Consider the following 23107-nt stretch of genomic DNA (forward strand, 5'->3'; position numbering starts at 1 on the left):
CTGCGCTTGGTCGACACCTGCCCGGCGTCGACCCATCGTTGATACCTTGACTGGTCAGTGGCCTTCGTGGTCCTCGCTCGGCCAGAACACACACGCGATGAGCACGAGCGCCCAAATTCCAATCGGCAGTCCCGGCCAGAACTTGATCGCAGATCCGTCCATCAGACTTTGCACTCCCCAGATGCCCACCATCAGCACCGAACCGCCGACCCAGTACTGCCACTCTCTGAGCCACTCGCGCAGGTCATCTCGTGTACGTTTTTCGCTTGCGGTGGTGGCCGGTAGCAAAGGAGGAAGGTCGATCAGAGTGGCGGTGATCTGATCGATCGACCGGGCGCTGTTCACGTCTTCGATCCGATCGTTGTACTCCTCGCCACTCAAAGCGCCCCTGGCCAGAGCATCCGTGAGGTGGAGAGTTGCATCGAGGCGTTCCGCGTCGGTGGCTCGGCGAGTTGGCAGGTAGTCGGACATGTTTTCGGACTCCATTCGATCGACACTGACAACATTCAGCATAGAATACGTTTGTATTCTATGCTGAATGTTGTGCCCCAGACCTACGACCCCAGCGAGCGACGGCGACATGTCGGAAACATGCTGTTGGAATTGATCGCCGACGAAGGCCTCGCCGGAACAAACATCCGAGCAGTCGCTGAACGCGCCGACTGCTCCGTCGGGGCAATCCAGAAGTACTTCCGCACCAAGGACGACATGCTCGAATTCGCACTACAACTCGTGGGCGAACGAGTGGAAGCAAGGCTCCAGTCGGTCGATCGCACCGGCACCCTCGTAGACGTCGTGCGGAGTTGGTTGCTCGCCACGCTCCCACTCGACGCCGAACGAAGAGCCGAAGCCCGGATTTGGGCGGAGTTTTCAGTCCGAGCGATCGGACATCGCCCGTATTCCGAAGCCGCCATCGCAGTCGACAACGACATTCGTGCAGCACTCACCGAGTATCTCGAGGAGGGGCGACGACAAGGCGCCGTTTCTGCCGACATCGAAACTTCAACTGTGGCAGATGCATTGATCGCAACCAGTGACGGTCTTGCGCTGACAATGCTCTACGACGAGGGCAGAGAAGTGGAGGCGTTGGCCGCATTGGACGTGGTAGTCAATCGGCTCCTCCCACCCCCTGGAACCTGACGCCCAACAGCAAGGCAAGGGGTAAGGGGTTCGAGTCCCCTCACCGTCCCAGCTTCTTCTCAGTAGCGTGGGCCGACAGCGTCAGGTGCACCGTCGAGGACATCGAGATCCTCTGCAGTAAGGATGCGCTGCGCAGCAACGAGATTGGCGTCGAGGTGAGCCGCCTTCGTCGTCCCCGGGATCGGGATGACGTGCTGCCTTTGCGCCAACACCCACGCCAACGCGATGGCTGCCGGCGTCGTGGCGTGGCGATCAGACCGCGATGGCCACTCGTACAGATGTCAACGAGAGTCAGATCTTGTAGGTCTTGATTTTTCGGTACAGCGACGACCTCGCTATACCGAGGTTCTTGGCCGCTTGAACCCTGTTTCCCTCGCACTCTTCCAGGCTCTTGACTATCGCTTCCCTCTCCAAGGATTCGAGAATCCCGAAAGCGGCTGTCGATGAATTGCTGACTTCATCAGGAAGGTCCGCTAGCTTGATAACCTTCGCAGATTGATTTGCCAAACATACCGAAAGCACTTGACGCAGCTCCGCGAGATTGCCCGGCCAAGAGTAGTTGGCGAACCTCGCGACAACATCATCGTTTATCCTCGACACCGCCCCGTTCGACATTTCTCTCAACATTTCACCGGCGAGACGAGGAAGTTCCGCGGTGCGGTGCCTTAGCGGTGGGACATGTATCGAGTGACCGAACAAGGGAAGCAACGAGTTGGCCGGCGGACAACTCCCGCTGGCTACCCCTGACTCTGTTTCTAGAGCGGCAATTCCGACCAGGTTGCTCTTGACGCCAAGATACTCGAGCAGCGTACTTACAGTGTCTATTTCATCGATAGACAGCCGCTCCAACCCTCGGATCAGAATATAAAGAGCGGAACCGCCGGCGCAGGCTTCTATTTTGTCTTCTACAGCGAGTAGGTCGAAACCTGTTTCGATACCGAAAACTTCGACGTCGTCGAACACATCATGAATAGCACGAACGATCAGCGCCTCCTTCCCCACCCCGACCTCTCCGCTGATCATCAGCGATTCCTGCCGTTCGACCGCCTCACGCACGAGGTTACCGTGCCTATTCCATGCCGGGGCATTCGATTGCTCCAACGAGAGCCCCTGCACGCGTTCACTTTTCGCCGACCGATACGCGGCCACTACGTTCACCTGCATTGCTCCACTAGGCGCGTACTCCATTATGGAAACGCCCACGCCCACAACGGAGTTTTGGGAAGATATTCTCGTAGTCTTTATCTTTACTATCCGTTGCGCAGACACTTCCAACTCATCCGTTGCTTTCTCTGTCCGCTCTGCTAGATACAACGCGTGCTGCACGATAACCCGCTGCTCGTCAGCATCGAATATCATCTGGGCTTTACCGGTGGAGATCAACACATTTTTTCCCGCAACCATTACAGGCACCCGCGACTTGGCTTCCATCCTCGAAAATGCATCGAAGAGCACACGTTGGCTGAGCTCTCGATCACGAAGTAGTGCACTTTCGATCGTCGATGCGGCGGACCTGACGAAACTGTGCAGCAGCGGGCTCGAATGCTCGACCAGACACGTCAAATCCAGCACACCCTCGATGTGACCGGACAGTGGATCTCGGATCGGAGCGCCTGAACACGAGTATCTGTGAAACCGCTCGTGGAAGTGCGCGGTACCGACGATATGGACCGAACGCCCCGACTCCAGGACAGTGCCGACACCGTTGGTTCCCACTTCGCTTTCCGCATAGCTGAAACCTGGTAGCAGCGATATCGAATCGACCAGAGATCCGATGGAGGAATTGGTGTCCAACCTCGAGAGCACACGCCCCTTGTTGTCCGACACGGCGACGCTCAAGGGCACGTCCTCGGTGTACTCGATCAGCTTTTCCAGGACCGGACGGGCGTAGTGGACCAGCCTCGACGCCACATCGACATCGCCGATGTACCGAATGTCGCCCCCTTCGGGCGAAACGCCTGCGGCTTGTGACCGGAGCCAGGAAGCAGCAACGAACTCCTCGGAACCACCCGTCCATCCGTCCTTCCTGCCGAGACCGAGGCGAGTCGGCGCGTTGCTCGTGTCCGCATCGTCGGCGATACCCATCATTGCGTCCTCCATGCCACCTGCCTGCTTCTGCACCGAACCACTGCTCACAGTCGGTCTTACTCCCATGGAACACCTCGAGGCCCAGGCCCGGAGTGTCCCAAGGTCGGACACTCTGCACCCGAGCCTTCGGTGTGATGCTTGCCCTTGCTCGTCACACAAGTGATGACCATCACTTTAGTTCTAACCCTTTCGACGACGCTAGGAGCCTCGATGGAGCATCTGATCAACATCGATAATGGTGGAACCTTGACCGACATCTGTGTCGGCAGCGGATCCGAGTTCGCGTTCACGAAGACACTGACGACTCCGGTCGATTTGTCTCAATGTCTCTTCGACGGAATGACCAAGGTGTCATCGGTCATCTACGGCGAACAAGATCTTCGAAAACTGCTGCATTCGACCCAGCACATCAGATACTCCTCGACCCAAGGCACCAACGCGCTCGTCGAGAGAAAAGGCCCCCGCCTCGGGCTGATCGTCGACGAAGCTGCGATCATCGACGAACTGCGGTCCGACACTTACTCGACATCGCTCTTCGACGACATGGTCGGCCCACGCACTTCAGTGGTATCCGGCGGACTCGACGCCGAGGCCTTGAACTCCACCTTGGTCGCTGAGATCAACCGGTTGACGACGGCAGGTGCAGAGCGACTCGTCCTGGCCGCGAAAAGCAAAGAGCAGGAAGCACTTCTCAAACGCGTAATCCTCGAGAGCTTCCCTCGACATCTCCTCGGTTCGGTCCCTGTGCTCTTCAGCTGGGAGTTCGCTTCCGACGACCTCCGATCACGTCGGATCTGGTCCGGGATCATCAATTCGTACCTCCACCCCACCGTCGAACGGTTTCTCTACAGCGCCGAACGACGTCTACGCACCTACAAGGTCAAGAACCCGCTGCTGATCTACCGGAACGATGGAGCGTCCTCACGTGTCGCGAAATCCGTTGCACTCAAGACCTATTCATCGGGCCCACGCGGCGGACTGGAAGGTACGCGCGCCTTGGCCGTCGCGTACGGACTCCCACATGTGCTCATGATCGACGTGGGTGGCACAACCACCGATGTCGGATCGGTGAACGACTACACCATTGCCACCGAACGTCGTGGCCGGATCAATGGCATTCCAGTCTCGTACGAACTCAGCGATGTTCACTCCACGGGAGTGGGTGGCAGCTCCATCATCGCGGTCGAGAACGGCCGGATCGTCGTCGGACCACACAGCGTCGGCGCGGCCCCCGGCCCGGCATGCTTCGGTTTCGGCGGCAAGAAGGCGACGATCACCGACGTCAATTTGCTGCTGGGCGTTCTGGACCCCGACACCTACCTGGACGGTGAATTGTTCCTCGACGCGGAGCGATCCCGCACCGTGATCAGAGAGAGCATCGCAGAACCACTGGGACTGTCCATCGAAGAGGCGTTGATCGCGATGGCCTCCGCATATGCGACAAAGGTATCGGAATCGTTCGCGTCCTCCGTCGAAAGCCCAGAGACCACCACCCTGGCTGCTTTCGGTGGTGGTGGCCCGATGAGTGCCTGCGATGCTGCCAGGATCGCCGGAGTACGTAAGGTTCTCGTCCCACGACTGGCCGCGGTCTTCTCCGCCTTCGGCATCAGCTTCTCGGACATCTCACAGACCTACGAAGCCAATATCACCGACTGCACGCCAGCAGAGATCGATGCAGTGGTCAGCGAATCCCTTTCCCGCGCAACCCGCGACATGTTCCAAGAGGGATATGCCATCGCAGAATGCACACTGGAATGGACCGCACTCGTGGAGGACGCACAGGCGGTAGCGAACCGCAGCCCCTTCGAACGAGATATCGACGTCAGATCGATCGATGGGAACAAGACCCTCCTGGTGCTGAAAGCCACTCGCGAGCTCCCGCATTCGATCGTCAAGGGCGGGTTCCCCGACAAGAAGACGCCGGCCGTGTCCACTGCGACGCGCTCGGTACGAACATCGGCGACGCTCATCGAGGAACTGCCGGTCTATCTACTCGACCAGCAGAGCGCCGGGTCCGTCGCCTCAGGACCGGCCATCGTGGAGGGCCAGTTCTTCACCGCCCAGGTTCCGACCGGCTGGAATTTGGAGGTCTCCGATTCCGGTGACCTCATCCTGACCGACACCGTGTAGCTCGACACGACCATGACATCTGCATTTCTCGAAACGAAAGTGAAGAACATCATGCGTATTCCCATGACCGAATATCTCGCGATCGATCTCGACTCCGAACTGTGGCTGTGCCGGGTCTGCGAACACGACCTCGGTGATGCCCGCGGGAACTACAAAGAGGGAACTTTGGTGTACGACCGCGACCCGCGCGAGATTCACCCATCCATTCTCGATCCAGAAAAGTACGAGTACACCTTTGCCCCAGATCCCCTGTTCTGCCGCATTCTCGAATTCTATTGCCCGGGTTGCGGCACCCAGATCGAGACGGAATACACCCCTCCCGGCCATCCCCCGACCGTGGACATGATCTGGGATATCGACGCCCTCAAGAAGCAGTGGGCCGACCGCGAAGGTGATCCCGAAACCTTGATCAACTACGGGCCCGGAGAGAACGCCATCTCGGAACCGCGCCCCCCACACACGCATTCCCATTCACACGCTCAGCACTGATTACTGGATCGAAGGAGACTTTCATGAAACGCATTTCCGTTGACATCGGTGGAACGTTCAGCGACTGCTTCTTTGTCTGGGACGACATCTACGTCGAAGCGAAAGCCTTGACCACCCATCACAACCTTGCTCTCGGCTTCAACGAAGCACTCGACCTGGCATGCTCACGGGCCGGGGTGAGCCGTAGCGACGCCCTCCGCGAGGTCGACTCGGTTCGCTATGCCACCACACTCGGCACGAACGCCCTCATCGAAGGCAAAGGACCCAAGGTCGCGGCGCTGGTGACACACGGTTTCGAAGACACCATCCACCTCTCGCGCGGTCGCGGCTACGGAGAAGGTCTCGACGGCGTCAAACAGGGCGACATGGCAGATGCGCAGCGCCCCGAGCCATTGGTACCGCGTCAACTGGTCCGATCCGTGAAGGAACGGGTCGACGCGGTAGGCGAAGTCCTGGTTCCACTGATGGTCGATGATGTACGTCGACAAGTACGAGAGTTGGTGGACAACGGCGCCGAGGCCATCGTCGTAGCGCTGACGAACGCAACCGAGAACTCGTCCCACGAGCGGCAGATCCTCGAGATCATTCTCGACGAGTATCCGACGCATGAACTCGGCGCGATACCGGTCCTGCTCAGCAGCCAGGTATCCGGACGCAAGGGCGAGTACGTTCGCGCCACCTCGACGATCGTCGATGCGTTCCTGCACAACACGATGTTCCACGCACTCAATCAGCTGTCGAGCAACCTGCGCGATTCCGGCTACGAAAAACCGATGCTCGTCATTCACAATTCCGGTGGTATGGCCCAACCGAACTCGACCGACGCACTGCAGACGATTCACTCCGGACCGATCGCCGGAGTGGGCGGAGCGCAGCATCTCGCAGAATCAACCGGAATCGGCGACGTCATCTCGATGGACATGGGCGGGACATCCTTCGACATCGGCTTGGTCCCCGAGGGCGGTGTTCGACACTACGACTTCCAGCCGACCATCGGCCGTTGGCTGGTGTCGGTACCGATGATCCACCTCAACACGCTCGGTGCCGGTGGCGGCTCCATCGCATCGTTCGATCGCATCCACAATTCGGTGCAGATCGGTCCCGAATCGGCAGGCTCGGACCCCGGCCCCGCATGCTACGACCGTGGAGGACTGCAGGTCACGGTCACCGATGCCGACTTGGTACTCGGTTACCTCGACCCCGAGAACTACGCCAACGGTTTCATCACACTCAACAAGAAGCGGTCCATCTACGCCATCGACGAAAACCTTTCCGACGAGCTGGACATGGACGCTGTCGACGTCGCAAAGGTCATCAAACGCACCGTCGACGAACAGATGGCAATCGGCATCGAGAAGGAACTTCGTTCCCGTGGAGGTCTCGTCGAGGACTACACGATGCTCGCCTACGGCGGCAACGGCCCACTCCATGCCTGCGGGATCGCTGCCAAAGCGGGAATCAGCAAGATCCTGTTCCCCCCGTTCGCATCGGTGTTCTCCGCACTGGGCGCAAGCAACATGAAACCCCTGCACATCCATGAGCGCAGCTCCTACATCGTTCTCTACGAGCCGCGCGAGCGAACGATCTACGACCAGTACGAACTGCTCAACACCTACATCGAGGAACTCGAAACCAAAGGCACCGAGGACCTCGTGCGGCAGGGCTACGATCGCCAGGACGTCAAGTATCGCCTCGAGATGGACATGCGATACGGCAACCAGTTGGTCACCACTGCAGTCTCTTTCGAGATCAACCGGGTCAACGGTGTCGCTGATGTGCTGTACCTGATCAAATCGTTCGCCGAGATATTCGGCCAACGCTACGGCGAAGGCACCCAGGCCCCGGAAGCCGGCGTACGCGTCCAGACCTTGCGCGTTGCCTCGTACATCGAAGGGGGCGTCATCAAATTCGATTCCATCGACGCCGGCGGCGACCGTGCGGTCCCTGCATCGGTGGCTACTCGGAAAGCGCACTTCACCGACATAGAAGGACCAGTGCAGACCCCGGTCTACGACGAGAAGGCCCTCGATCACGCCTATGTCATTGCCGGCCCCGCGATCGTGACGACCGAGAGCACCACCTACCTCGTCGAACCAGGTTGGCGACTCGAACCCACAATGCAAGGCGCCGTCTGGCTCCTCAAAGACTGACGTGCAGTCGAATCATCCACAGTTCTTCGTAAGGAGCCTGAAAGCATCATGACAATTTTGGACAACTCCAGCGGCCCATCCTCCAACCAAGACGGATCCCAGAGGCTCAGCGAGCAAGAGCAGCAGTGGGTCGACAAGTTCATGGACGAGACCACGCTGTTCCTCGGTCCCGATCCAGAGATCATGCGCAATCACAAGATCGCTGCGCGCACAGCGCACGAAAACTATTGCATGACAGAAGATACGAACCCGATCGAGGCGGATCGCATCCGCAAGCGGCTCGCCGGTGCGCTCGACGAGGCCTTCGAAATGTGCGAAAGCATGGGCGCGGCGCCGGGCGCAAAATGGGCAGATCTCTCCGTCGCCGTGTACACGGCCGAAGGTGACGTCAGCTACCTCTCCAACCGCGGCGTCATCGCGTTCTCCGCAGTGCTGCATCACCCGATTCGCTACATCATGAAGAACTGGAAAGACGAACCCACAGTTGGCATCCGGCCCGGGGACGGCTTCTTCCACAACGACTCCAGGTTCGGCATGGTCCACAACACCGACCAATCGATGCTGGTGCCCGTCATGCGCGACGGGCGAATCATCGCCTGGGTCGGTGCGACAATCCACGAGGGTGAGAACGGTGCATGCGAGCCAGGCGGTATGCCGTCGGGATCGGAAACGCCATTCGACGACGGACTGCGGGCCTCACCCATCAAGATCGTCGAAGGTGGTCATCTTCGACGAGATCTGTTGACCTTCCTCCAGCATTCGACTCGTGACCCGAAACTGATGCTCGCCGACATCAAGGTCAAGATGGGCGCTGTCGGCAGGGTGATGGACACCGTCACCCGTCTCATCGACGAGGTCGGTGAAGAAGCGTTCGTTTCCACCCTGCGCACCACGGTGGAAAACGTCGAAGCAGAAGTGCGGTGCCGAATCGCCGACCTGCCGGACGGAACAGTCACGTTCAACCAGTTCGTGGACTCGACCCTCAAAGAGAACATTCTCATCAAGTTCGCCTGCAAGATAACCATCAAGGGCGAAAAAATGACCGTCGATCTGACCGGAACCGGCCCGGAGATCCTCAACCGAGCCATCAACTCTCCACTCGGATCGACCAAATCGTTCATGACGCAGGCCATTCTGTCGTACTGGTGGCCTGACCTACCCCGCAGCACCGGCGCCCTCTCACCGATCGAAGTCATCTCCGAGGAACACACGTGGGCAGACGCCGGCTACGACGCTCCCGTCGGACAGTCGCTGCAGGCATCGTTCCGCGGATTCTCTGCCCTGCAAACCGCCTACGCGAAGCTTCAATTCTCGGCCCCCACCAAGTATTCGAACGTCATCGCTCCGTGGTTCAACCAGATCAACGACTTCCTGTGGGGTGGAACGACACAGCACAGTGAGCAGGTAGGAAATCTGTGCGCCGACCTCAACGGAATGGGCGGCGGTGCCAAAGCCTTCAGGGACGGTGAAGACGGTGTGGCACCACTGTTCTGCGCGATGGCCGACATCGCCGAGCAGGAAATAATGGAGGAGGAAGTCCCGTTCCTGCAGCTGGTCAGCAAACGTATCGTCAAGGACAACCAGGGATTCGGAAAGTTCCGCGGCGGTATGGGATACGAGATGATCGTCGCTTCACGCGGCACCCCGAGCTGGGGATTCATGACCGTCACCTCCGGTTCGAAGTTCTCCTCCGTCACCGGAATGTTCGGCGGCTACGGATGCCCCACATATCCACTGTCGATGGTGAAAGACATCAACATCTACGACATCATCCGAAAAGACCCCGCCCAGTTCGACCTGTCCATCGAACGCGTCATGAACGAACAGCCCTACGAGGGAGGGACATACATGACGGGGCACATGGGCTTGCAGTTCGACGTCGCCAAGGAAGGTGAGCTGTACATGATCAGCCAGGGCTCCGGCGGCGGATACGGCGATATCCTCGAGCGCGACCCCGAAATGGTGATGGCCGACCTTCAGCTCGCACGAATCTCGGACAAGGTCGCCGGCGAACTGTACGGTGTCGTCTACGAACCCGACACCTTCGTCGTCCGGGAAGAGGACACGGTCGCACTGCGCGCACAAATGCGCAGGGACCGTCTAGGGCGTGGCAAGCCCTACAAGGAGTTCGTGGCCGAGTTCGTCAAGCCCGAACCACCGAAGGATCTGCTGTACTTCGGCTCCTGGGGAGACGACAACGACCAACTCGTTGCCACTCACTGGGGCAAGAGCAAGCCTGAACGAGTGAAGGCCCCGCTCAGCGAGCTCCCGTTGATCATGATTCCGGATCGTCGGGTCCTCAAGATCGAGGAACTCAACAAGCGTGTTCGTGAACTAGAAGCCAAGTGCGGCGAGGAAGTTCAGCACAAGTCCTGACCCCTTCGATTCCGTGCGGTGATGCTGCTATCGACTATGTCGGTACGGCATCACCGCACGGGATCGGTCTATCCCATGGAGCAGAGCACCCATGACAACCAGCATTCTTTCCGCAGTCGCCGCACCACAATCGGGGCGGCCCACGGCACTTCTACTCGATCACCACGAGTACGCGCACTCGGTGTTTCTCCGCAACCGGCCGGTCCCCTGGGACGACCCCGTGGCCTACGCCCGCTTCTTCAACCAAGCACAGGGCCTGCTCAACCCAGACCTGGCCATTCTCGACTTGAGCCACTTCTACGCTCACCACCTCGACCAGAACCCTGCGCTGCAGGGTGCCATGTCGGAGAAGAAGCGAACCGGTTTCGCCCTACGCACCATGCTTGCAAACAAGGCACTCAGCGGAAAAGCAGTCGATCTTGCACAAACACTGACTGCAATGGTTTCTGGACCGGTGGTGTTGCAAATACCTTCTCCCATGCAGTGGCTGCAGGCAACACATTCCTATTCGGGGGCCTCCGACCTCGACGGTCTCGATGCAGACGACGCGGAAAACTCGTCCATGTATGTCGCGGATTGGTTGCGTGGTTTCGCAGCACTGCCTTTCGCTGCTGTACTTCTCGATGACCGATCCGCTGCGGTCGGGTCGCCTACAACCGTCGGGTTCGACGCGTACACACCGATCACCAACGTCACTGCGCACTATCGACTCGTCGTCGGAATGCGGGATGCACATGGTGTCGACCTTCATCAAGAAGCCGTCCATGGATCTGACTTACCGGAGGAATATTGGCTGGGAACAGCGGACACCTGGCCCGCCGCAGATTTCCACATCTCTCGAATTCCCGCCACCGCCGTACCAGAAACAGTCCTCGATCAGCTGGGACAGCTCAGCTGACGCCACGACATCCAGTGTGGTCAGTCCGCAACCTGGTCACCGGACGAGTGAGCTCGACGCTTCCGCAGAACCGCGAATGCCACGCCCGCCGCCAGGACCGAGCCGACGGAGACTGCGGTGGACGTCCACATCCAGGTGGTCGGGGAGAACTTCGGCTCGATCGTGGTGAGCGGGGTGTAGGCCGTCCACCCGAACTCGGCGACGATCGGGATCGACACCGCGATCGGCGTCGTCACCGACATCGTTGCAGCGGGTGCAGCCGTCGGCAGCAGCGATGCGTATAGCAAGCCGACGGCGAAAGGAAGCACGAAAACGTTTGCGCCCATATTGATCCAGTCGAGCGGTGGATCGGTGAACAATCCCGTAGCAGCGACCACCGCCAGGAGTGCGAAACCCGTCATCGGTGAACGCCATCGCCACCCGACCACCGTGCCCGCCAACAACAGTGCCACGAACACCAGCGCCGTCGACATCTCGAACGAACCGGTGGAGCCTGCACCCAGATATGCCAACGCGGCGAGGACGACGGCCCCCGTCGCAGCAGGAAGTGCGAACGCGGCGCCGACCAGTAGCGGGATCACCACCAGCCCTAGCAACCACCGATTCTGCATGGCCTCGCCGGTCCCGAGGCTCCACACCGACCGCTGGAACAGCCAGTACAGCACCAAACCGGCAACAGGAATAGCGATCCCTACCAACAGTATTCGGCCCTTGCTGTCCACGGGTACGGGTTCTTTTTCGAACGCTTTCATCCACACCGACACAGCCAACAGGGCAGCGAACACACCGAGCGCGACCAGCAGATACGTCTGCGGTGCATCAGGTTCGAGGTAGTCGGCGTAGCGAGCCGAGATGCCTTCGCTTTCCAGAGGGCCCGCCATGACCGCCCCGGAGACCACTCCGACCACCAGAGCGCACTGCAATGTACGACGCTCTCGCATGCCGGTGAGAGCCGCGACGCCGCCGAGAATCAGCCCCGCCGCAAGCGCCCGCAGTTGCAGTTGCCCGGCCGGTTGCACCAGCGACACGACCGCAAGCAGCACGATGCCGAATCCCGCTGCCGCACCCGCACTCCGGGTGCGTGAGACGACGGTAGCGATCACCACCGCAACAATCGCACCGAGCGTCGCCCCCGACGCCGCACTATAGAAGAAGACATCGAGGCGATCACCGCCGGAGAAGAATGCGAATTCTTGCGCGACCGTCGTCGTCAGCGTCAACGCCGCCACGAACGCCCCCGCCAACAGGGTCACGTGCGCGAGTGCGAGTTTCAAGTTCATCAGTTGATGTTCCGCAAGAAGACCACGAAGGCAAGTATGCCAACGAGCAAAACGGTGTTGGCTTGCCAATAGCGCTGCAGCACAGCCGCGAATTCGCGTAGGAAAGCCTTTTGTAAGTAGGGCCGGGCAGTTCTGGCCCCCGTCACATGAGCGTTGATAGCCAGATCGCGGGTGAGCCCTGCTGTCCGCAGCACATGAAAGTCGCTGGTGACGACAATCATCGGCTCCGATGTCAGGCCCGCCGAGTCCAGTAACTCCTTGCTGTACACGAGATTCTCACGGGTATTTCGCGACTCCGTCTCCGCGAAGACCTTCGCCTCCGCAACGCCCTGCGCGGCGAGGTACTGCTTCATCGCAGTGGCCTCGGCCATCGACTCGTCGGTCCCTTGCCCGCCCGACACGATCAGAGCAGGCCAGCTTCCGGCCTCGATCTGGCCGTTGTACACCTCGAGCGCACGATCCAACCGGCTCGCCAACAATGGAGTGACGCTGCCACCCGGACCCAACTCACAGCCCAACGCGACGACGGATGCACTCCCCTCCGGTGGCTCGATGCGTCCGAACCTCGAGGCGTACACGGCAAATGCCGCGAGCTGAACAGCCAACAACGCCCCCGCCCACAGCAGAAGAAACCACAACTCGAGAACGACCACCGCGATCAGCAGTCCAAGCCCGAGCACCGCGACGAGGCCGAGCGCAACCGCACGTGCGTTGAACGACATTCGTCGAACCTATCCGACTGGGTATGCCCCACCGCAGGTTGCAACGATCCGCTCGCGGTCCGCGGGCACGGGCTGACGGCGCTTGAGCCCTGAGCCCTGAGCCCTGAGCCCCAGGACACAGAGCCTGGCGTAGCGCCTACAGTTTGCCGGCGGCGATCAGCTCGACGGGGTCGGCAAGGTCGACGGTGCCGAGATAGCCCCCACGCTGCGCGATCGCATCATGCACGCCGAATCCCAGAATATTCTGCGACTCACGCGGCAGGGTGCGAACCTGTTCCAGCGGGATCGACAAGTACTGGTTCTCCTCGGTTCGCAGCCAACCGACGCTGTAACTGATGTGCATCCCCCGGCGCCACTGGTCGGCCGTAGTGTTGGCGCCGGCGGCGTGGATGGTGGAACCGAGATAGATGATGCCCGAGCCCGCCTTCATCACCGCGGGGATGGCCTCGGCGTCGGTCGGCCGGCGCTGCGGATCCCACAGGTGACTACCCGGGATCACGCGGGTGGCACCATTGTCCGCGGTGAAGTCACGCAGGGCCAGCACCGAGGCCAACATGATGGTCGGCCGCGGTTTGGCCAAGTGAACCCACACGTCCTCGTCTCGATGGAGCGGCTGCGGGGTGCCGCCGGGTCCGCGGTTGAGCACGTGGGCAAGGTTGAGCTGATAAGTCGCGCAGTTGGGCAAAAGCACCTCGTCGCAGACCGCGCGATAGATCGGGTGGGTAAGCACCTCGGTGGCGAACACCTCGGACTTGGCAGCCAGCCCGGCCAGATGCTCGGTGCGGTCGCCGAAGAAGGCCGCCACCCCCGCATTGACGAAGCCTCGCTCGTCGCCCTGAGCGCTTTCGTTCAGGTGTACATCCAGCTCCTCGTTGAAGCGCCGCAGCAGATCCTGATCCAGCAGGTCTTCGACGATCACGGCACCATGCGCTTGCAGCGCGTCGGTGATGTTCTGCATGGGCCCGGAGGCGTGAATACGGGGAAGATCGGTCATGAGCACTCCTGAGTGTCTAATTTGCGGCTAGATGCACACAACCAGACATTTCCCACTAAAGCAACAGATGTCGCTTTAAGGCGCTGGTTCGGCAGATACGATCCCAACATGACGAGCGATGAACCCCGAACCCAACGCGTGCGCTCGGGTGGACGAAGCGAGGTCGTGCGGACCACGGTCGCCGCGACGGTGCTGGAGATGCTCCGCGAGGGCAACACGACATTCTCAGGCGCAGACGTCGCGCAGCGAGCGAACATCCACAGGTCGACCGTCTACCGATGGTGGCCGACCCGCGTGGCATTGGTGGAAGAGGCCCTCACGCTGCACACGGCACTACTCGTCGCCCCGGACACCGGATCCTGGGTCACCGATGTACAGGCCCTCACGCGAGAGTTCGCGAATTTTTTTGCCAACCCGGTGGAGATCGCACTGAACGCGATACTCGCGTCCGACGTCGACTCCGAGGTCGCGGAGATCCAGCGCACCCACTGGAACCCGATCCTGCGCGACCTGTCGGAGATGGTTGCCCGCGCGAAAGCGCGCGGCGAAGTAGGTGAGGACGTCAACGCCCGCTTCGTGCTGCAAATGATCGTCGGGCCACTCCTACTGAGCACAACTTTCGGCAAAAAGCCTGCCACCAGCGCCACAGTGGAGGCCATTGCGGAGGCGACCGCGAGGGCGTTCGCGCCAACTCTGTAGGCCGATCAGGAACGCTGCCAACACCCTTAAAGCAACAACTGTTGCTCTAAGGGTGTTAAGTCGCCTACTGTCGCCTTAGTGACTTGGACCACACGGGCCAGGCCGGAGAGGCGTGAGATGACGAAACAGATGAAACGGGGGCCAGCGACTCGGTTGACGCCGGTGCTCGCAGCGGCGCTGGGTGGCGCTTTGGTGCTGACCTCGTGCGGCAGTTCGGGCACCGGCAACGACGACGGCGGTTCCATCGGATATGTCGCCGAGGTCGCAGACTCGTCGAACGCGGTGGCCGGTGGCGAGCTGACGTTCGGCTCCTACTCGTTTCCCCGCACGCTGGACCCCGCCGAGACACAGGCTGCAGGGTCCACAGGCGGCACAGAAATGGCCGCGATATACGACGTGCTGGTCAAGCGCGACAGCCGCGACGGAAAATTCGTCCCTCAACTCGCCGAGACGCTCGATGTCGACGACGACGACATGAAATGGCGAATGACGCTGCCGGAAGACGCGACGTTCAGCGACGGCAGCCCGCTCGACGCGGCAGCCGTGGAATGGAGCATGGATCGGTTCGGCGCCAGCTACGCCAGTGGCTCGCAGACCTGGAACCACGTGGTCAAGTCTGTCGAGACCGCCGATGACCGCACGGTGGAATTTCAGCTCAACCAACCGTGGCAGGACTTTCCAGTGCTGCTCGCCACCGGGGCCGGCATGATCGTCGCCGAGTCCTCTGTGAACGGCGACAGATTTACACCGATCGGGGCCGGGCCCTTCACGGTGCAGAATTACGCTCCAGACGAGGCACTGGTCCTCACCGCGCGCGAGGATTACCACGCCGGCCGCCCCAATCTGGACAAGGTCCGGTTCGTTCCGACCACCAGCGCCAACATGCAACTCGACTCGCTACGCAGCGGCGAGCTGGACATGGCCTTCATGTTTCGCAACCCCGACGCGATCGCGCAGGTAGAACAGGACGGCTGGGCTGGCTACCGTGACCTTCAAGGGCAGGGGGCGGTCGCGTTCATCAATCAACGGGAGGGCCGACCGGGCCAGGACATCCGAGTACGCCAGGCTATTGCTCTGGCCATCGACCCGGCGATCATCGACCAGCGCACCTTCGGCGGCAACAACGACAGTCCAGTGGGCGCGGCGATGTTTCCTCAGGGCTCTCCGTGGCACAGTGACGTCGATCCACTCGTGGTAGACCCCGACGCGGCCCGTGCACTGCTGGACGCGGCGAAGGCCGACGGCTATGACGGGAAACTGACCTATGTGACCACTGCAGAACCGACGGCCGAGGCGGGTGCGCTGGCCGCACAGGCGATGCTGGGCGCAGTCGGCTTCGATGTCACGATCGACCGCGCCAGCAGCGTAAGCGATCTGATCCGAAAGCTGTACATAGTCAATGATTTCGATATCGCCCGAGGCGGCATGAGCCTTGTCGACGAAGCGCCCTACCTTCGCCTGTACGACGGATTGGGCAGCGACTCCGGCGACAATGCGAGCGGCTACGCGGACCCCAAGATGGATTCGCTCCTGGAGGAACTGCTGAACTCGCAGTCAGAGGAGGCCAGCCAGGGCATCATCGACAAGATACAGACGCAGGTCAACGAGACGGTGCCGTACCTGGTGTGGGCACCTGCACAAATCCGTGTGGTTTGGGATGAGCGAGTGCAGGGCGCGGAGCGCTCGGTCGACAACATCATTCTGCTGCACCGAGTCTGGGACAACGAAGCATGAAGGTCGTGATCCTCAGCGCAGGGAGCGTGGGCGGGGAAGTCGCCCGTGAGCTTGCCAAGTCTGGCGTCGTCGACGAGATGGTCGTCGCCGACCGTGACGAGTCGCTAGCAGTAGAAGTCGTAGCCGATGTGCAGTCCGAGTCGATGACCGCGGTCGCGGCGGGCTTCGATGCCGCCGACACCGCGAGCATCGGCGCGGTGATTGCCGGCGCGGACATCGTCTTCAACGCCGTCGGCCCGTTCTATCGCTTCGGCATGAACATCGTGTGTGCGGCGGTGGCCGCGCATGCCCACTATGTAGACGTCTGCGATGAGTTCGACGTCACGCAGAAGCTGATCAACAACTCGGAACTGGACGAAGAGGCCCGAGCGGCAGATTTGACGGTGCTGACCGGCATGGGGTCCTCACCGGGAGTAACGAACCTGGCCGCGCGCTGGGCGGTGGACGAGTTGACGTCGGCACACACCGTCAACGTCGTGATCGGCGTGCCATATCGGGTGGACCTCGGCTACACACTGAACGACCACATGCTGCACTCCATGTCCGGCAACGTATCTCAGTACCTGGACGGCGCAGAGCGTGATGTGCCGGCGTGGGCCTCGCCGCAGACGTTCACGATGACCGAGCCATTCGGCACTCACGACTTCGGCTACATGGGCCACCCCGAGGGTGTCACGCTGGGGCGCTACATCGCTGGACTGCGCAACGCGGTGGTGCGCTTCGCCTGGTTCGAGACAGAGGGCGTGCGGATCTGGAAAGACCTCGACAGGCTGGGCATGCTCAGCGGCAAAGTCCCGGACGGGCTGCCGATCTCACCGCGGGAATTCCTCGCCCGCTACATGACAACGCCGGAAGGCCAACAGGACCTGGGCATAGAGGTGACCGAACAACTCCCCGGCAGCGCCTGGCAGGTGGCCGTCGACGGAGAGAAAGACGGAGTGCCCACTCGGATCGCGATCGAAGGCCACATTCTCTACCCGAGTAGCCGAAACAGCGCGGGCACCATCACCGCAGTTCCCGCTGCGGCTGCCCTCGTCGAGCTGATCGAGGGACGACTGACCCGACGCGGAATCGTCGCGCCCGAGGCTTGCATCGAAGACGCGGAGGGGTTCGTCCGCAGAGTGACAGCGGCATCGGAAGTGGGGCTGCACCACACCGTTACGGTGACCTCCTGAACTTGGCCAATGATGGGTCGAACGGCGCGGTCTGCCACAGCGCCGCCGGCCGGCCCCCATAGGCAGGTTCTGGTCGAGGCAGCGAGGTGCCGATCGGTACCTCGCTGCCGGCGATCACGCTATAGACGGCGCACCACCCCGAGCCTCGCATAGTCGGAGAGGACTATTCTCCTGTGGCACAAGAGGTGCTACGCGACCTAGGCCCCACCGCAGGTCTCGATGATCAGAGGTTCGATCGGATCGGCCGTCAGAGCAATCACTCCCGCGAGTCGCGCCTGCATGCACAAACCGCCCGACATCCATTCCTCCCAATCGATTTCGTCCTCTTCATCCAAATAGCCCTCGGGAGCCGAACGATCCGAAGGGTCCGCCACCCGCCCCAACTCGAAATGCCGCTCGATGCCGCCGTCGACGGCATACACGAACGTCGACAACAAATTCACATCCCACTGCACAGTGATACTGGTGCCGAACGCGTCCGACAACCGCTCCGGAAGCGGCGACAACACCGCATTGATCGCGAACTCCTCAAGCACCTACACCCAGCCACCGGGTCAGCGGAATGCACCAGCGTGAAACACAAACCCATATCGAAGCGGTCGTCCTCCTCGACCCATGCAAAATCGTCCTGAGAAATTTCTGTACGACGAGCTCGTCGTCCCATACTCCGCGGCCCTGCAGCCCGGTGGCGACAACGTTCACAACATCCTCGTCCAAGACGGATGCGACGTCGACTACACCGAGCACGCCGGCATCGCCGGATCCCGGCGAGCCGCCTACTTCGTGCTCAATGCCCTCGATCCCGAGAATCCGCAGCCGGTCCCCTGCGATCGAGCGGCACCACTGTCCGGCTCGACCTTCTGAGCTCCGAGCGTCGACGGCAAGCCTTACTGCACCACCAACTCGTGCACCAACGGATCCGCTCGGAGCCAGTGCACCGCGTCGATCGGGTCGATCGCCTCGGCCGCCAAATGAACACCGGACGAGACTTCTCCCCGCACGATACGTTCTGTGGCAAGAGCTACCATCGAGCCGCTCAGACCGTACGAATCTTCGGCGCGCAGAACCACCCGAGTGATACCGCGGTCGTACCCACGCGCAGGCCTACCGGTGAACAGCATCACGTAGAACGACCCGAACTCGTCCTCGTCCGCGACTGTGGCATCGACGATCGACGGAATGAACGGAGCCAACTCGTCGTGATCCGGAGAATCCGACAGTTGTGCCCACGCGTGCGTCATCACCCGAGTGAGTCGGTCGGAAGCGAAGACGTTGTACGCGCGCACCTCCGCGATCCCCGGAAGATGTCCCAACGATTGCGCCTCGGTCGTCAGGTACGGCCACGCCTGAACCGGCATCGGGAATCCCGGTAACTGGACGTCGCGAAGAGGCGCCACCGAGTTGGATACGATCGCAGCGTCCTGCATCGACGCCATCGCCTCGCCGAATCGATCGCCGCGAGTCAGAAGTCCGTCGGCCGCCGAGAGCGGGGTGAACCGAGCCACCCCGCCGACGTAGGTTTCCAGCCGTCGCAACGGCCGGCCCGCGGTGATCAAGCGTGGCAACAGGCCGGACAAACCCGGCATGGCCCCCGCCGAGAAGATTGCGGTCCGCTCGGGAAAGATGGCCGCAGCTCGAAGTGCATCGGCGGCCGGGAGATCGCCGCCGACATCGACGTAGTCTGCACTGACCGAAAATGCTGCCTGCGCAACGGAATCGAGTACGAGGTACGAAGGACCGGCGCAGTTGACGACGACACTGCATCCCGAACAGAACTCTTCGAGATCGCCTCCGTCGGTCAAATTCAACCGCACCGTCTCGGCGGGCCCCACGCATTCTTCGGCGACATCCATTGCCGCATCGAGGTTTCGGCCGCCGATGCGCAGCGATCCTAGGCCGGCTGCGGATATTCGCAACGCTGCGGTACGGCCCACCGTCCCGGATCCCCCGATCAGTCCGATTACCGGGACGCTACCGCTGCTCATTGAACAACCCCCAGCCGCAACCGAACTGCCGACGCGGTGCCCGCCACTGTCGGATCGTCGAGGAAGTCTCGGATGGCAATGGCTGCACCGGTTTGCTTCGAGAGCAACGCCACCACGCGAACGGCGAGCATCGAGTCTCCGCCGAGGGCGAAGAAGTGACCCCCGCGATCGAGGACCGGAACATCGAGGAACTCTTCGAACACCTCGCACACGGTGTATTCGAGGTCGTCGATCGGGGGACCGCTATGTTCGTTGACCGGAGGATCAGGAAGCAAACCCAATCGCATCCGATCGTCGGCGACAGGATAGGCGGCGCGGGGAAGGTCGGGGGCAATGTCCCATCCTTTGCCTGCGGCGAGGTCGTGAATGGTGGAAACGAACTCTTCGAAGGCCACCGATACCTCTGCCGCGTCGAAGATCTCGTCGACCAGAGAGAACACGGTCACCACTTCGTCACCGAGTTCGAAGCAGCGGACTTCGAGGGCGACCTGTGGAGTGCGAAGCTGATGGAAATAGTCCGCGATGTCGACCGTCCCCAGGGGTCCGGCGTCCGTGGAGGCCGTTCCGCCCATCGCAGCATCCACTCCGAGGACGCTCTGGAACACGATCGGGGCCGGCGGACGACGAGTCCCTCGACGGCGGGCGAGCTCGCGACCAGCTTCGACACCGGAGACGAGGTTGTGTGATGTGTACTCGCTGGACACCGATTGCACGGACGCCGCCAACTCGGCAAAGGTTGCGTTGGGATCGAGTTCGAGCGGCATGAGCATTGTGGCCGCGAACGCACCGACGACCCGATGCACGTCCGAATGTAAGGGCAATCGGTTGAGTTGCAGTGCATTCAGCAGCAGGTGCGAGTGTCCGGACCAGCGTGCGAGAACCGTGCCGAACGCGGTGATCATGACCGTCGAGGCGGTGACGTCACGTGCGGTGCATTCCGCTCGCAACGCCGCCCATTCGCCGGCCGAGAATCGCGCCTCGCGATTGCCCATCGTGACCGGTCGGACGGACTTGGGGTCGGCGATCAGTGGAAGCGCAGGCGGTGCAGGCAGGTGGTCGAGACGATCCCACCACCACTCGCGATCGGCGAGCCAGGCCTCGGTACGGCTCAGCCCCGACAGCGAGGACACGTAGTCACCGAAGTCTATCGACAGCGGAACAAGTGTCGCGTTCCAGTCGGCTGCGTAGGCCAGCAGGTCACGGTTCATCGCGCCCGACGACCATCCGTCGAAAGTCAACAGACTCATTCCGAGGTGAAGGCGTCCGCGCCCACCCGGTAGCAGGGTCAGACGAACGTCGATGCCCGGGCCCGTGATCGGGTCGGGGCCGTGCTCGCTCATGTCGCGGCGCACTTTCGCCAGCGTCGTTTCGATCTCCTGTTCGCCGCGATCGCGCAGGTCGTGCAGCGTCACCTGAGGCAGAGCCGATGGATCCGACTCCGCGAGTACGTACTGACGACCGTCCGGCGTCACTCTGGCCCGTAGCGTCGGCTGGTGGCGTGCCAGACGTTCGAGTGCGTCGGTCAGTGCATCCTCGGCCTCGTCGCTATCCATGCCGTCGAGCGCGTAGTCGAGATAGTAGTGCGCGGACTCGTAGGACAGTTCCCAGCCGTCCTGCTGTCCGACGAAGTACCCCTGCTGCAACGGCAACAGAGGAAAAGTCGAGCCTGGATCCTCGCGTCTCGAGATCTCGATGTTCAACGCACGGGCCGGTTCGTTGGAACTTCGCCGTTCGACGAGCTCTACGAGTTGATCGAGTGTGGTTTCGACTCGGACGTCGGAGAGCTCGAGTACTATGTCGAGGCGTTTGCGAACCAGCGCGGACATGCGGACGGTGAGCACGGAGTCACCACCGAGTCGCAGGAAACTGGCATCACCGACGATGTCGTCCGGTTGCAGATCGAGCAGTTCCACCCAGATTTCCGTGAGCACTGGACGGATGGCGTCAGTGCTCGATAATGTTGGGACGCCGACTACTTGGGCATTCATGTTTACTGTCGCCTCCGCGGGGGTTGTAGGGGATCGGGCCGGACTGCGACAAGTAGTCGCTGCGAGAACGCTTCGAGTGGATCGCCTGCGCAGGGTAGATCGACGCACGGCCGGAGCCCGGCGGACGTCATCGCAGCGGTCCACTCGTCGGAGGTGAGGTAAGTGCGATGTGACCCGGCACGGATATCGGTTCGTTCCGGCGGCCCGGACCCGTCCGGCATCGACAGCGCGAAGGGCATCGTGGTCAAAGATTGCGCATGCTCGACGACCGTCTCGATCAGCACGACAACCCCGCCCGGCGCGAGAAGATCGTGTACTTCACGCAGGAGGACATCGACGTCGACGGCGTTGTGCGCCATTGTCGCCGCGAGGACGACGTCGTAGCTCACGCCGTCTGGACCACCGCCTCCAACCTGGTCGGCGATCGGTTCGGTGATGTCCACCGTCACGAACGTCATCGCGTGCGCCCACGGCTCGCGCGCGAATCGCGTTCGCGCGCTGCGTAGAAAGTGCGGGGACAGATCAGTGAAGACGTAGCGCTCCACGCGTGCGCCCCCGAGCGCTCCCAGGATATGTTCGGACGTAGCGCCCACACCTGCGCCCAGCTCGAGGATCCTCAGTGGTGCCGCTCGGGTGCACGCGAGATCGGCGACCACAGCCGCAGCGGCCGCATTGAGGTAGCGGCTGACGACGTTGGTGCCGTAGACCTCGAGCGCTGTGGTCGCGTCGCCATCGGGGTAGAGAATCGATTGCACGCTCACTGTGCCCCGCAACAGGTCGACGGCATAACGGAGCGAATCGAGCAAGAGCGTGGGCAGCGACGTCGAATAACCCACTCGCACACAGGCATCGATCATACGTTCGCGCGCGGCCGTCAGATCCTGCCTTCGGGGTCGTTCGACCAACCTGACTCGGTCGTCATCGACAACGTCCACCATTCCGGCGTCCGCGAGGTCCTCGAGCCAGCGTTCGACGACCCAGCGATGTTCGGCGGAGGTGGCCATCCGTTCTACGAGGACTCGTCTGTCACAGCCATGTGTTCCATCGATGTCGGTATTGCGCGCAAGCACGTCCGCGAGACCGACGAGCACCAGACGATCGAGCGCGTCCACGTCGTCGGCCCAGCTCGCGACCGGCCATCCACTGATCGCTGCGAGACCGTACTCGTCGGCTACGAGCTCGAGTTGCCGATCCGGGTCGATAACGATATTCATTATCATCTAAGGTAACAGACGAACCGCTCGTTTCATGCCATCCCC

Annotated in this window: 19 protein-coding genes and 1 pseudogene; 10 read left to right on the plus strand and 10 right to left on the minus strand. The window is 61.5% G+C overall.

The window, feature by feature from the left end; translation table 11 throughout:
• Positions 1–54: 54 nt before the first annotated feature.
• On the minus strand, positions 55–486 hold the full coding sequence (locus BJI47_RS17805) for a DUF1707 domain-containing protein (RefSeq protein ID WP_176224944.1): 432 nt from the start codon (positions 484–486) through the stop codon (positions 55–57).
• A gap of 57 nt (positions 487–543) precedes the next feature.
• On the opposite strand from BJI47_RS17805, the gene BJI47_RS17810 reads away from it, so the two are divergent.
• The gene (locus BJI47_RS17810) at positions 544–1140 is read left to right on the plus strand and encodes a TetR/AcrR family transcriptional regulator (protein ID WP_176224945.1); all 597 of its coding nucleotides are present in this window, start codon (positions 544–546) and stop codon (positions 1138–1140) included.
• 59 nt (positions 1141–1199) lie between these two features.
• Here the strand turns inward: BJI47_RS17810 and BJI47_RS17815 are convergent, their stop codons facing one another.
• Together BJI47_RS17815 and BJI47_RS17820 are read right to left on the minus strand one after the other, a co-directional pair.
• Positions 1200–1418, minus strand: a complete 219-nt coding sequence (locus BJI47_RS17815) for an aldo/keto reductase (protein ID WP_088944995.1) — start codon at positions 1416–1418, stop codon at positions 1200–1202.
• 13 nt (positions 1419–1431) lie between these two features.
• Complete coding sequence (locus tag BJI47_RS17820; protein WP_254900670.1) at positions 1432–3225, minus strand: helix-turn-helix domain-containing protein; 1794 nt, start codon at positions 3223–3225, stop codon at positions 1432–1434.
• Positions 3226–3438: 213 nt separating this feature from the next.
• On the opposite strand from BJI47_RS17820, the gene BJI47_RS17825 reads away from it, so the two are divergent.
• From BJI47_RS17825 to BJI47_RS17845, 5 genes are all read left to right on the plus strand, one after another.
• Entirely contained in the window at positions 3439–5358 is a 1920-nt protein-coding gene (locus BJI47_RS17825) for a hydantoinase/oxoprolinase family protein (RefSeq protein WP_088944996.1), read from the plus strand.
• Positions 5359–5409: 51 nt separating this feature from the next.
• The gene (locus tag BJI47_RS17830; protein ID WP_088945127.1) at positions 5410–5847 is read left to right on the plus strand and encodes an acetone carboxylase subunit gamma; all 438 of its coding nucleotides are present in this window, start codon (positions 5410–5412) and stop codon (positions 5845–5847) included.
• Between the two features lie 23 nt (positions 5848–5870).
• Positions 5871–7997: a hydantoinase/oxoprolinase family protein gene (locus tag BJI47_RS17835; RefSeq protein ID WP_088944997.1), complete on the plus strand. Its 2127-nt coding sequence runs from the start codon at positions 5871–5873 to the stop codon at positions 7995–7997.
• Positions 7998–8045: 48 nt separating this feature from the next.
• The gene (locus BJI47_RS17840; RefSeq protein WP_088944998.1) at positions 8046–10373 is read left to right on the plus strand and encodes a hydantoinase B/oxoprolinase family protein; all 2328 of its coding nucleotides are present in this window, start codon (positions 8046–8048) and stop codon (positions 10371–10373) included.
• A gap of 91 nt (positions 10374–10464) precedes the next feature.
• Positions 10465–11271 carry a hypothetical protein gene (locus tag BJI47_RS17845; RefSeq protein ID WP_088944999.1) on the plus strand — a complete coding sequence of 269 codons (807 nt, stop codon included), beginning with the start codon at positions 10465–10467 and terminating at the stop codon, positions 11269–11271.
• Between the two features lie 20 nt (positions 11272–11291).
• Here BJI47_RS17845 and BJI47_RS17850 read toward each other — a convergent pair whose 3' ends face one another.
• The 3 genes from BJI47_RS17850 to BJI47_RS17860 form a co-directional block, all read right to left on the minus strand.
• Positions 11292–12551 (minus strand): hypothetical protein, encoded by a 1260-nt coding sequence (locus BJI47_RS17850; protein ID WP_088945000.1) that lies wholly within the window; start codon positions 12549–12551, stop codon positions 11292–11294.
• A complete protein-coding gene (locus BJI47_RS17855; protein ID WP_088945001.1) occupies positions 12551–13273 on the minus strand; it encodes a YdcF family protein in 723 nt (240 codons plus the stop codon). Before BJI47_RS17855 ends, BJI47_RS17850 begins: the two co-directional genes overlap by 1 nt.
• Positions 13274–13409: 136 nt before the next feature.
• A complete protein-coding gene (locus tag BJI47_RS17860) occupies positions 13410–14267 on the minus strand; it encodes a phytanoyl-CoA dioxygenase family protein (RefSeq protein ID WP_088945002.1) in 858 nt (285 codons plus the stop codon).
• A 108-nt stretch (positions 14268–14375) separates the two neighbouring features.
• Between BJI47_RS17860 and BJI47_RS17865 the strand changes: the two genes are divergently transcribed.
• From BJI47_RS17865 to BJI47_RS17875, 3 genes are all read left to right on the plus strand, one after another.
• Positions 14376–14966, plus strand: coding sequence for a TetR/AcrR family transcriptional regulator C-terminal ligand-binding domain-containing protein (locus BJI47_RS17865; protein WP_088945003.1), 591 nt, complete (start codon positions 14376–14378; stop codon positions 14964–14966).
• A gap of 129 nt (positions 14967–15095) precedes the next feature.
• Positions 15096–16700, plus strand: coding sequence for an ABC transporter substrate-binding protein (locus BJI47_RS17870; protein WP_088945128.1), 1605 nt, complete (start codon positions 15096–15098; stop codon positions 16698–16700).
• Positions 16697–17875, plus strand: coding sequence for a saccharopine dehydrogenase family protein (locus BJI47_RS17875; protein ID WP_088945004.1), 1179 nt, complete (start codon positions 16697–16699; stop codon positions 17873–17875). The genes BJI47_RS17870 and BJI47_RS17875 overlap by 4 nt, the downstream gene beginning before the upstream one ends.
• A 197-nt stretch (positions 17876–18072) precedes the next feature.
• On the opposite strand, the gene BJI47_RS17880 is transcribed toward BJI47_RS17875, so the two are convergent.
• Positions 18073–18411, minus strand: coding sequence for a hypothetical protein (locus BJI47_RS17880; RefSeq protein ID WP_088945005.1), 339 nt, complete (start codon positions 18409–18411; stop codon positions 18073–18075).
• Between the two features lie 106 nt (positions 18412–18517).
• On the opposite strand from BJI47_RS17880, the pseudogene BJI47_RS17885 reads away from it, so the two are divergent.
• A pseudogene (locus BJI47_RS17885) lies at positions 18518–18739 on the plus strand (lipase); the annotation flags it as partial.
• A gap of 23 nt (positions 18740–18762) precedes the next feature.
• Here BJI47_RS17885 and BJI47_RS17890 read toward each other — a convergent pair.
• From BJI47_RS17890 to BJI47_RS17900, 3 genes are read right to left on the minus strand one after another with little or no spacing between them, the layout of a single operon-like run.
• A complete protein-coding gene (locus BJI47_RS17890) occupies positions 18763–19860 on the minus strand; it encodes a saccharopine dehydrogenase NADP-binding domain-containing protein (RefSeq protein WP_088945006.1) in 1098 nt (365 codons plus the stop codon).
• Positions 19857–21848 (minus strand): condensation domain-containing protein, encoded by a 1992-nt coding sequence (locus BJI47_RS17895; RefSeq protein ID WP_088945007.1) that lies wholly within the window; start codon positions 21846–21848, stop codon positions 19857–19859. Before BJI47_RS17895 ends, BJI47_RS17890 begins: the two co-directional genes overlap by 4 nt.
• Positions 21849–21850: 2 nt before the next feature.
• A complete protein-coding gene (locus BJI47_RS17900) occupies positions 21851–23062 on the minus strand; it encodes a class I SAM-dependent methyltransferase (protein ID WP_176224946.1) in 1212 nt (403 codons plus the stop codon).
• Positions 23063–23107: the final 45 nt, after the last annotated feature.

The organism is Rhodococcus sp. 1168, assembly GCF_002091955.1.
Taxonomy (GTDB): Bacteria; Actinomycetota; Actinomycetes; order Mycobacteriales; family Mycobacteriaceae; genus Rhodococcoides.

Coding starts and splice junctions, on each gene's coding strand:
- BJI47_RS17820 (WP_254900670.1), bottom strand. CDS start 3,225: ATGGGTATCGCCGACGATGCGGACACGAGCAACGCGCCGACTCGCCTC.
- BJI47_RS17825 (WP_088944996.1), top strand. CDS start 3,439: ATGGAGCATCTGATCAACATCGATAATGGTGGAACCTTGACCGACATC.
- BJI47_RS17890 (WP_088945006.1), bottom strand. CDS start 19,860: ATGAGCAGCGGTAGCGTCCCGGTAATCGGACTGATCGGGGGATCCGGG.
- BJI47_RS17835 (WP_088944997.1), top strand. CDS start 5,871: ATGAAACGCATTTCCGTTGACATCGGTGGAACGTTCAGCGACTGCTTC.
- BJI47_RS17875 (WP_088945004.1), top strand. CDS start 16,697: ATGAAGGTCGTGATCCTCAGCGCAGGGAGCGTGGGCGGGGAAGTCGCC.
- BJI47_RS17840 (WP_088944998.1), top strand. CDS start 8,046: ATGACAATTTTGGACAACTCCAGCGGCCCATCCTCCAACCAAGACGGA.
- BJI47_RS17900 (WP_176224946.1), bottom strand. CDS start 23,062: ATGAATATCGTTATCGACCCGGATCGGCAACTCGAGCTCGTAGCCGAC.
- BJI47_RS17895 (WP_088945007.1), bottom strand. CDS start 21,848: ATGAATGCCCAAGTAGTCGGCGTCCCAACATTATCGAGCACTGACGCC.
- BJI47_RS17855 (WP_088945001.1), bottom strand. CDS start 13,273: ATGTCGTTCAACGCACGTGCGGTTGCGCTCGGCCTCGTCGCGGTGCTC.
- BJI47_RS17870 (WP_088945128.1), top strand. CDS start 15,096: ATGAAACGGGGGCCAGCGACTCGGTTGACGCCGGTGCTCGCAGCGGCG.
- BJI47_RS17830 (WP_088945127.1), top strand. CDS start 5,410: ATGCGTATTCCCATGACCGAATATCTCGCGATCGATCTCGACTCCGAA.
- BJI47_RS17845 (WP_088944999.1), top strand. CDS start 10,465: ATGACAACCAGCATTCTTTCCGCAGTCGCCGCACCACAATCGGGGCGG.
- BJI47_RS17805 (WP_176224944.1), bottom strand. CDS start 486: ATGGAGTCCGAAAACATGTCCGACTACCTGCCAACTCGCCGAGCCACC.
- BJI47_RS17860 (WP_088945002.1), bottom strand. CDS start 14,267: ATGACCGATCTTCCCCGTATTCACGCCTCCGGGCCCATGCAGAACATC.
- BJI47_RS17865 (WP_088945003.1), top strand. CDS start 14,376: ATGACGAGCGATGAACCCCGAACCCAACGCGTGCGCTCGGGTGGACGA.
- BJI47_RS17850 (WP_088945000.1), bottom strand. CDS start 12,551: ATGAACTTGAAACTCGCACTCGCGCACGTGACCCTGTTGGCGGGGGCG.